General features: G+C 63.7%; 8 protein-coding genes. 2 read left to right on the top strand and 6 right to left on the bottom strand.

Annotated features, from left to right (window positions below):
* On the top strand, positions 1-852 hold an 852-nt coding region (locus HUK84_RS06075), incomplete at its 5' end, for an HAD-IC family P-type ATPase (RefSeq protein ID WP_218064245.1).
* 67 nt (positions 853-919) lie between these two features.
* Here HUK84_RS06075 and HUK84_RS06070 read toward each other — a convergent pair.
* The 6 genes from HUK84_RS06070 to HUK84_RS06045 all read right to left on the bottom strand — a co-directional run bounded on the left by HUK84_RS06070 (position 920) and on the right by HUK84_RS06045 (position 7961).
* Positions 920-2080: a YdcF family protein gene (locus tag HUK84_RS06070; protein WP_176639475.1), complete on the bottom strand. Its 1161-nt coding sequence runs from the start codon at positions 2078-2080 to the stop codon at positions 920-922.
* A gap of 129 nt (positions 2081-2209) precedes the next feature.
* Positions 2210-2530: a hypothetical protein gene (locus HUK84_RS06065; protein WP_176639474.1), complete on the bottom strand. Its 321-nt coding sequence runs from the start codon at positions 2528-2530 to the stop codon at positions 2210-2212.
* On the bottom strand, positions 2527-3612 hold the full coding sequence (locus HUK84_RS06060) for an IS5 family transposase (RefSeq protein ID WP_176639473.1): 1086 nt from the start codon (positions 3610-3612) through the stop codon (positions 2527-2529). Before HUK84_RS06060 ends, HUK84_RS06065 begins: the two co-directional genes overlap by 4 nt.
* Before the next feature lie 176 nt (positions 3613-3788).
* Positions 3789-5936 carry a TonB-dependent receptor gene (locus HUK84_RS06055; RefSeq protein WP_176639472.1) on the bottom strand — a complete coding sequence of 716 codons (2148 nt, stop codon included), beginning with the start codon at positions 5934-5936 and terminating at the stop codon, positions 3789-3791.
* 539 nt (positions 5937-6475) lie between these two features.
* Positions 6476-7507 carry a phospholipase C/P1 nuclease family protein gene (locus HUK84_RS06050; protein ID WP_218064244.1) on the bottom strand — a complete coding sequence of 344 codons (1032 nt, stop codon included), beginning with the start codon at positions 7505-7507 and terminating at the stop codon, positions 6476-6478.
* Between the two features lie 274 nt (positions 7508-7781).
* Positions 7782-7961 (bottom strand): hypothetical protein, encoded by a 180-nt coding sequence (locus HUK84_RS06045; protein ID WP_176639471.1) that lies wholly within the window; start codon positions 7959-7961, stop codon positions 7782-7784.
* A 252-nt stretch (positions 7962-8213) separates the two neighbouring features.
* Between HUK84_RS06045 and HUK84_RS06040 the strand changes: the two genes are divergently transcribed.
* Positions 8214-9356 (top strand): ROK family transcriptional regulator, encoded by a 1143-nt coding sequence (locus HUK84_RS06040; RefSeq protein ID WP_176639470.1) that lies wholly within the window; start codon positions 8214-8216, stop codon positions 9354-9356.
* The last annotated feature ends 143 nt before the right edge of the window (positions 9357-9499 follow it).

The following is a 9499-nucleotide window of genomic DNA, read 5'->3' as shown; positions in this document are numbered from 1 at the left end:
GACGTCGTCGCCATGACCGGTGACGGCGTCAACGACGCGCCGGCGCTGCGGCAGGCGGATATCGGCGTGGCGATGGGCCGGCGCGGCACCGACGTCGCGCGCGAGGCGGCCGCCATGATCCTGCTTGACGACGCCTTTCCGACCATCGTCAAGGCGATCCGTCAGGGCCGCATCATCTTCGGCAACATCCGCCGCTTCGTCGCCTATCTTCTGTCCTGCAATCTGAGCGAGGTGATCGTGGTGGGAATCGCGGTGGCCTCGGCGTTGCCGCTGCCCGTGCTGCCCTTGCAGCTCCTGTATCTGAACCTTGTCACCGACGTATTTCCCGCCTTCGCGCTGGCGATGGGCGAGGGCGAGGCCGGTATCCTCACGCGGGCACCCCGCGATCCGAAGGAGCCGATCCTGGGGCCGGCGCAATGGGTCGCGATCACGCTGCAGGGTGGGGTGCTCGCCGCCGGAACCTTCGCCGCGCTTGCATCGGCACGCTGGTTTGCATTCGACGCGCGGCAGTCGGTGACGGTCACCTTCCTTACCCTTGCCTTCGGCCAGCTTTGGCACGGCTTCAACATGCGTGATCCGCGCGCCGGCGTCCTGGTCAATGACGTGACGCGGAACGGGTGGCTATGGGGCGCGCTGGTGCTGTGCGGCGTGCTTCTCGCGCTGCCGCCCTATCTGGGGCCGATCTCGCATCCGCTGCATCTGGTGCCGCCGACCGCGACGATGTGGGCCGTCGTTCTGGGGTGCAGCGCGGCGCCGCTGGCCGTGATACAGGCGATCATGACCGTCGGCCGTTTGCGAGGCGCGGCAGGGGCGCTGTGCCGGACCCGCAAGGGGCGGCGGAGGACGGGGTGACGACCACTCGCCCATCCGCAATCCTGTCATGTCCGGCCCTGTGGAGCGTGGCGGCAACGGCCGCCTTTCACGGATCCATAGGGTCGGACGGGTCGATTTTCCGGCAGGCCGGCGATGGATGGAACGCCAGCGAGAACGCCGTCGGCGCGGGGCCGATTTCACCCGGCGCGTAGCCCAGTTCGCGCAGCGAACGCGCCCTGAAGGCCGGGCTTTCGATATAATGCTTCTGGTCGTCGTCGGTTACGATCAACACGGGCTTACCGGCCGGGGAGCGCAATATATCGAGGGCGCGCGCGGCGTTTCGCAGATTTGTGGTCGTATGGCGGGCATAGGGTTCGAGAACGATTCGATCCCGGGGGACATGATAGAGGGCGATCAGGCGCCGACGCATTTCGTATGCCTCGATGAAGCGGGTATGCGCCGGATGGACGCTGCCGCCCGAAACGATCAGGAATGGCGCCTGTCCCGTTTCGAAGATTTGCACCGCGTGCGCGAGGCGCAGTTTCGCCAGTGGCGAGAGCGGTTCATCCGGCTGTTCCGGCCCCTCGCCCGGCACCAGGATCGCGCTATAGGGGTAGGCACGCCAATCGAGCCGACGCGCGCGGCGCACGGCCCCGCCATTTTCCGTTTTCCATAGCGGGGCGAAGCGCAGAGCGTCGAGACGGTCATCCGCATCCAGCAATGCGATGGCCGTGTCGATCGCATCCCACGGGATTTCGATGGTGTTCAGCGGCGCCGAGAGCCGGTCGCGCCGGAGCTGGCCGACGAAGCGAACGAATTCTTCGGAACGGGCGTCGTGCGCCATGCTGTCGATCCTGGGATAGCGGGGCGATTTTCCCTGGCCGTAGATTTCGATGATCTTGTCGATCGCCGCCGCGTCGCGCCCCCATGCATCCAGGACGCCGGGAGGCGCGTGAGCCGCCGACAGGGCGATCCTGATCGTTGCGGAATCCTGCGGCGTGATCTCGATCGCCGCGAGGGCGCAATCGGGCATCGGGGCGCATCCGATGCTGTTGCGCAGCCTGTCCAGCCGCGCGCGCTTGAGCAGAACCATTTCGGGACGTTTGTCGAAGCGCGCGCCGCCGCCGGGATCGGCCAGGAATGCCGTGAGTTCGGGAAACAGCCGGAGTCCCATCGCCCCGGCCGGCGGACCGGCGGGGGCGGCCCGCGTGGAGGGCGTCCACGCGAGCCAGGTACCCAGCGCCATGATGGCGACGGACCGCCACATGGCGCGCCTGGAGCAGATCCCGTTCAAACGGACTCGTTTGAACGGGTGAAGATACTCGATAAATAACAACATAGAGCATTTCCGCTTAACCGGCGTTCAGTGGAAAAGCTCTAGCAGGCTGCGGAAAAACTACCAACGTCGCGCCGTGAATGATGATTCGTCGCCGAGATGGAATCGGATATCGCCGGTGAGGGTGCCGTCTTCCTCGAGTTGGACATCTCCGTCGCCGGAGGCTTCGTTCATTTCGTCGTGGCCGGCCCAGGTAAAGTGGATGCTGGCTTGGCCATAGTGGCAGTCGAGACCACCTTGGACCGCTCCGAAGCCGAATTCCCCGCCGCCATCAGGATGGAACTGGATGTATCCGGGCCCGAGCAGGTCGATGAACGCGCTATCCCATAGCTCCATCCCGGTAATCCGCCATTTTCCAGTCATCGGGTGAACCAGTGTCATGGCGTGGCACCGAGAAGCTTTGGTAGCCGGATGAGATTGGCGGCGGTTGCTGTCAAGGTGAAGATCCAGCCGACACGATCGAGGCCACGATGCCGGGTCTTTCGCAATCCTGCCGTGGCCTTGATCCAGCCGAACGGCTCCTCGACCCGCTTGCGGATGCGCTGGCTGATTGCGTAGCCGGGATGGCGCGTGGTGCGGCCATCGATGGAAGATCGTCTGCCCGACAGATTCTGGGCCACGTGAGGCGTGACGCCGATCGCGCGCAGGTTCGCCACATGCTCTGCCGTATCATAAGCCTTGTCTGATCCGAGTGTGACGCGGCGCCCTCGGGCGGCGACGGCGATCATCGCTTCGGCTGTCTCGCGCTCTGCACGCCCGGTCGCATGGGTGGTCCGGACGCCGACAATCAGCCCGTTGCGGTTCTCGATCAGCAGATGGCTCATGTAACAGAGCCGCGACGGCTGACCGTTTGATTTGCGATAGAGCCGTGCATCCGGATCGGTGATCGACGCATGCGTCTCGTTCGAGCGTTTCTCGCCGCGGAAATCGCGCTCTGCGTTGCGGCCAGATCCAGACGGATCGTCATCGGCGCCATCCTTGCGCCTGAAGCTCTTCATCGAGGCCCAGGCATCGATCAACGTGCCATCAACCGAGAAATGCTCGTTGGAAAGCAGTCGCTTGACTGCCGGATCGCCCATCACCGACAGTAGAAATGCAACCGCGATGTCGCCCGCCAGAAGGCGTTCGCGGTTCTTGGTGAACACCGTCACGTCCCATACCGGCGCATCCATCGACAAGCCGATGAACCAGCGGAACAGCATGTTATAGGTGACCTGCTCCATCAGTTGGCGCTCCGAACGCACGCCGTAGAACGCCTGCAATAACAGAGCCCGCAGCAGCTTCTCAGGTGCGATCGAGGCCCGGCCCCGTGGGGAGTAAAGACGAGAGAATTCCGGCGACAGACGCTCCAGCGCCGCATTCACCAGCGGCAGGATCGTCCGGAGCGGATGGTCAGCCGGAACCAGCACATCCGGGCTCAGGTAGCTGAACAGCGCCCCGTTCTGATCGTCCGTCCCACGCATCCAACCCTCCCATCCAGAAATTCGAGAGAATCAGATCCGCGCCACTTTTGCACCCTGAATTTCCGCAACCTGCTAGAGTCGTATCCGTTCATACTGGTTCACGGATACGGCCCTAGATCATTGTTTTGGCGAGCATCTTTATCCGATCAGATGATTCCATCTGATCGGATGATGCTCTAGAAATCGGCGGCAAGCGTCACCATGGCCGTGAATGCCGAGCCCACCACGTAGGACGGCGCCGAGGCCTTGACGACATTTCCGAAGAGGCCCTTCCGGGTGACGGCGGTCAGGCCGAATCCGCTGATCGACGACAGGTAATTGACGCCGCCGAGATTGATCAGATTGAGCATGATCTTGGGATGCACCGATGAATGGAACGACGGCAGGATGCGGCCGAGCGACAGATCGGCCGTCGCGTAGGACGGAATCGATTGATCGTTCATCAGAGTCGAATATTGCGCGTCCTGGTAGCGGAAATTGAAATTGCCGAAATAGGTGCCGTCGTCATAAGTCAGGCCGATCGCGCCGCTGAATGTCGGTGCGCCGGGTTCCTGCTTTCCCTTGGTCGGCAGATAGTCCGTTCCCGCGTTCACGTTATTGCCGATTCGCGTGTTCAGGTATTGGCCCGACGCATAGGCGCTGATGTGATGCCATGGCCGCGTGCCGATTTCGCCCTGGAAGCCCCATGCCTCCTCGCCGCCGGCGGCGATCTGCGTGCTGATCAGCACGCTGGTCCCGGGAAGGTAGGACGAGCTGGAAATCTGGTGGTTGGTCAGGTTGTAGTGGAACCAGGCCGCGGACACGTTCAGCGGACCATTGTGCCTGAAGCCCAGTTCCTGGCCGATGAAATATTCGGCGGCCAGGCTGCCGGGCGGGACGCTGGACGGCGTGGCGGAGGTGATCGGGTATTGCGGCAGATAGGCGCTCCAGTTCGCGGGGAGGCGATAGGAGGTTGTCGCGTTCAGGTAAACCTGGTCGGCGTCCGTGATATGATAGGTAGCGAGCACCTGTGGCGTCGGCTCGAAATAATTCGGCGCGGCCCTGTAGGGTGCGGCGCCGGGCACGTCCTGCGTTGCCACGCGGGAGGCCATGGACGCCTTGAACCCGGCATCCAGCACCAGCTTGCCGCCGAGCAGGGTCAGCTTGTCATCGATGCCGACCGCGTTGAGCTGCTGGATCGTATGTTCCTGATATCCCGTGACGCGGAGCCCGTTCGCGGTGAGATAATTTTCGGCGTAGCTCCAGTTTCCGCCCGGGGAAAGCGGATACTGATCCTGATATTCGGAATGGTCGCCGTAGGAATACCAATAGAACAGGGACAGGTCGTTGGCGCCTGCCTTCCAGTCCAGGTCGACCGTGACACCGCTGGTGTTCTGTTGCCAGGGATGCACGCTTTCCACCGTCAACATGCCGGAGCGGCCCTGATACCCGTCCAGATAGGCATATCGCGACGTTCCGATATAACCGCCGGCGACCGGTATCGTGGCACCGTAATTGTTCGGACCGTTCTGAAACGTCGTGTAGGGTTCGACATGCAGCGAAAGCTGGTCGGTCAGCCTGAAATCGTTGTGAACGGCGCCGAAGACGACGTTGGTGAAGCGTTCGTTGATGCGATAATAGTTGGTATCGCCGCTTTGATAGCTGCCGTCGTAATTGAAGCTGGTGCCGTTGGCGTTCCACTGCGCGAGCGTGGGGTAGCGATAGATATTCTGATGCGAGCGCGTGTATCCGAACACGATGTCGGAACTGCTGATGTTCGTCCAGCGTTTTTCTAGATTGGCATCGACATGCCAGCGTTCGAGATCGCCGGGGCCGCGCCAGAGATTGGCGGCGGAATGTGAAAACGAGGCGAAGGCCCGTACGTCGCTCTGGCCGATCTCGCCGGTATTGAGGCGTATGAACTGCTTTTGAAGGCTGTGGGTGCCGCCCGCGAAATCGACGAAGCCGCCGAAATGGTCGGACGGCCTGATCTCGCGCATGGAGACCATGGCGCCGTCGGCATTGTAGACCGGCGCGGTGAGGTCCACCGATCCCTGCGTCACGCTGATGGATTCGAGGTTTTCATTGTCGACCATGGACGATGTCCAGGGCACGTAGCTGAAGATGTCGGAGACCGGCACGCCCTCGAACACGAAGCCGATCTGCGACTGGTCCAGTCCGCGGACGTGGAACGTTTCATATTCGGTGTTGATCGGCCCTTCATTGCCGGCCTGGACACCCGGCAGGCTGGCGATCAGCGCGGTGGGCGACAGGGTGGGCGCCTGCTTTTCGATATAGGCCCTGCCGACCGCGCTGACCGCAACCGGAGCGGTCTGGCGCGCCATCAATCCGCCGCCGGAAGTATGCCGCTGTGCGACGACATCCAGTTGCTCGGGCGCGGGAGCCGCATGGGGGCGCGACGCGCGCGCGGCGGCCGTGGAAGCCGCCCCCGGACGTGCCGGCGCTTGCGAAACGGCGGGTGTTTTCTTCGCCGTTTTTTTCTGAGGCTGATTTTTCGCCTGCTGGGCGGCCATTGCGCCGCCGGACGCGGTGACGGCCAATATGCCGATCACGCATGAAGAAAGAAGCCGCCCGCGCCTGGAGCGGCGCGCGGTTCCGGATCGCACGATAGTCATGAACGTCCTCGAAAAGAGAAAAGCCTTACGGACAGAGCGGCCCGCGGCGCTTTTCGCGACGCGCGAGACGGGTGGCTGGCCCTGATGTCCCGAATCTGAAAATCCAGCGGTTTTCAGATTCGGGACATCAGATCAAATGATTTCCCAGAACCATATCCATTCATAATGGTTCACGGATACGGCTCCAGCCTATTGTTTTGGCGAGCATCTTTATCCGGCCGGATGCGTCCATCCGGTCGGATGATGCTCTAGCGTCGTGTTGAGGCGGGGTGATCGGGCCTGGGCGACCGGGCGGCCGGCGCCGAGCCGGTTTCCGGGTCGTAGTCGGGATTGGACGGATCGATGGGATTGGGCAGGACGCGCGGCGGCAAGGCGCTTTCCAGCCAGGCCCGGTATACCAGATCGCGCAGCATCGCGGCGGCGGCGGCGGTACGGTCATAGACCAGCGCGCGCGCGGGCCGGTTGCCGGCGTCGTTCAGGGCCCCCGATTTGTCGAATGCATAGACTGTCTCGACATACTGATAGGAACGGTCGAGATAGGCGAGGACCAGGTCGAAGACATCACCGTCGAGATGGCCGACCGGTTGCATGCGCGGCAGGATATCGGCCTCGACCAGGCCGATCATGTCGACATAGCGGGTCTCGAAGCGCGCATGCACGGCGGGATCGCGCGTATAGCCCTTCGGATCGGGCCCGACCCAGCCGTCATGATGGATGGTCACATGCAGCGGCTGGGAACCGTCCGCGACATAATGCCCCATCCAAGCGACGAAAAACGCGCAATCCGCTTCGAGGGCGCGGGTATCCGTTCCTTGGGCACGCATCATCCGGATCAGGCGCATATCGGCGACCAAATGACCATAGCCCTCGACGATCGCGTAGGGCAGGGTTCCGGTCCAACGCACGTTCATCCGACGCGCGGCCTTGGGATCCCGCTGCACTATCCGCAGATATTCCTTGTACAGAGCAAGAATGAATTCATATCGCGAGCGCGGCACCGCCTTCATGAACGCGAATTGTTCGCGGAACCAGCCGTGATTGGGATCTTCGGCGATCTTCGAGAATGGCTCGGACACGTTGCGCCATGTATCCGGAACGCTGGCGGACCGGGCGATGAGATCGCGCTGCGGCTTCAGGAAAACGGGACCGTCATCCGGCAAGGCATCGATGGCCGCGCGGTCGATCAGGGCATGAGCGCGGACGCCCCAGGCATCGGCGTGCCGGGGAACAAGCGCGACGACGCCGAACAAGATCAGCCACAACGACCCTTGAGCCCGCATCGGACGCTCCATGCCCATGTCAAATGACGAGCGTTTGATAAAAGATAAAAATTAATTATAGTGTGAACGTTTCATGACTTTCCGGCGTCTTTTCCCTTAATATCGTCATCGTACGCCGATCGGGCCTAGGCGCGTCGATCGACAGTGTCGGCAGGATCATGGCGTTCGCCAGGCCGGGCAAGGCCACGCAGGCGGCCGAGGCGTATCCGGTGGTCAGGAACGCGCAGGCCGTCAGCACGGCGCCGGCCGCCGCCGATACGACCAGGCGGCGTTCCTACGACAGCAGGCGGGGCACGAACAGCAATCCGCCGATATAGCCGAGCATCATGGCCGCGAGGGTAAGGGGGGTGAAGAACCTGGTCGTATCCGGAGGCTGGCCGAAGCCCCGGCCATAGGTGCCGATGGCGTCGCCCGCCATGACCTCGACCCCCACATACAGGAACGTGCCCAGCACGCCGAACCGCAGGCGCGTGTGGCGCGGCAGCGGTGGTGCCAGGGCGGCGGTGTTCGAGGGCGGCGGTGTCGGGGGCGGCGGTTCCGGCGGAGGCCTCCAGTTCGATATCGGGCAGGGAGGAGCGCCATGCCCGGGCCGACGCCGCCCAGCATGACGATGGGTAGCCAGCCAGCCTTGCCGGACGATACGCTATTGACAGTTTTATTGTTTATGAATCGAAATAAGTGCTGACGACAGGACAGGCGGGCATCCATGTTCACACCGGCGCAGTATCAGATCCTGGCCGCGATCAGCCGGGCCGGCACCATGAGCCGCACCGGGCTTGCGGGGGTTACCGGCCTGAGCAAGGCGAGCATTTCCATACTGACCAAGGAACTGATCGGCCGGGGAATCCTGGGCGAGCGCGAGCTGGTGTTCGGGCAGGGGCGGCCCTCGGTCCTGCTGGGACTGGAGGCGGATGCCGCCTGTTTCGTCGGGATCTCCCTGCAGGCCGATCCGACCATCCTGCTGCTGACCGACCTGCATGGCGCGACGCTGGCCCGGATGGAGCTGCCGCGGCGCCGCGACCATGAACACTGCCTGGCCGAACTGGTCGAGGCGTTGCCGGCCCTGGTGTCCCGCGCCGGGCGGCCGGTTGGACCGATATCGGGGATCGGCGTCGCCCTGCCGGGATTCGTCTCGCGCGATCGTACCACTTGCCTGTATTCGACGGCGCTGGGATGGAGCAATGTCGACATCGTCGGTCATCTGGCGACATTGTGCGACATCCCAGCCTATATCGAAAACGATGCGAATGCCCTGATCCTGGGCGAGCATCTGTTCGGCATCATGCGGGACTGTCCCGATTTCAGCATGGTCGCGGTGGGCGACGGCATCGGTTGCGCGCATATCGTCGATGGGCGGCTGCATCGCGGCCATAACGGCGGAGCGGGCGAAATTTCGCATGCGCCGGTCGTGCTGGACGGCGGCGCCATCGGCGCGATGCCGTGCCGGTGCGGCAAGCGGGGATGCCTGGAGACGGTGGCGACCCTGCAGGCAATCCGGGCGGCCGCGCGGCAGGCGGGCCTGCCCTGCGATATCGCCGAACTGGCGCAAATGGCCCAGACCGGCCGGCCGGAGGCCCTGGCCATCCTGCATCGTGCCGCATCAGCGCTGGGCATTGCCATTGCGCAGTTGATCCAGATGTTCGACCCAAGCCACGTGGTCATCATGCTCGATACCGCCCTGAAAGGAGAGGTGTTCGGGGCGATGGTGCAGCAGACGGTCGAGGCCCATGTCATGCGCCGGCCGGACGGGCAGGCGACGCTCTATCTGCGTGACGCGCAGAAGGATGGTTTCGCCAGCGGCGCCGCCAGCCTGGCGGCGCAGAAATTCCTGTTCGGCCTGGACCGGTAGGCGGGGACATCCGCGCGGGCGATCGCCGGATGGCCCGCCCCGGACCCGCCCCGGATCCCTGCCCCGCTATTGGCCCGCGGCCCCCGACAGAGCCCCCAGCGGCGTCCCCGACAGCGTGATGTCGGCGACGGCCGCGTAGGGGG

The organism is Nguyenibacter vanlangensis, from assembly GCF_013376155.1.
Taxonomy (GTDB): domain Bacteria; phylum Pseudomonadota; class Alphaproteobacteria; order Acetobacterales; family Acetobacteraceae; genus Gluconacetobacter; species Gluconacetobacter vanlangensis.
Note: the sequence above shows the minus strand (reverse complement) of the source record. Positions and strands in the feature narration are given on the sequence as shown.

Excerpts from the sequence above, each read along its gene's own strand:
- HUK84_RS06070 (WP_176639475.1), bottom strand. The coding sequence starts at position 2,080 with ATGTGGCGGTCCGTCGCCATCATGGCGCTGGGTACCTGGCTCGCGTGG.
- HUK84_RS06065 (WP_176639474.1), bottom strand. The coding sequence starts at position 2,530 with ATGACACTGGTTCACCCGATGACTGGAAAATGGCGGATTACCGGGATG.
- HUK84_RS06060 (WP_176639473.1), bottom strand. The coding sequence starts at position 3,612 with ATGCGTGGGACGGACGATCAGAACGGGGCGCTGTTCAGCTACCTGAGC.
- HUK84_RS06055 (WP_176639472.1), bottom strand. The coding sequence starts at position 5,936 with ATGGCGCGCCAGACCGCTCCGGTTGCGGTCAGCGCGGTCGGCAGGGCC.
- HUK84_RS06050 (WP_218064244.1), bottom strand. The coding sequence starts at position 7,507 with ATGCGGGCTCAAGGGTCGTTGTGGCTGATCTTGTTCGGCGTCGTCGCG.
- HUK84_RS06040 (WP_176639470.1), top strand. The coding sequence starts at position 8,214 with ATGTTCACACCGGCGCAGTATCAGATCCTGGCCGCGATCAGCCGGGCC.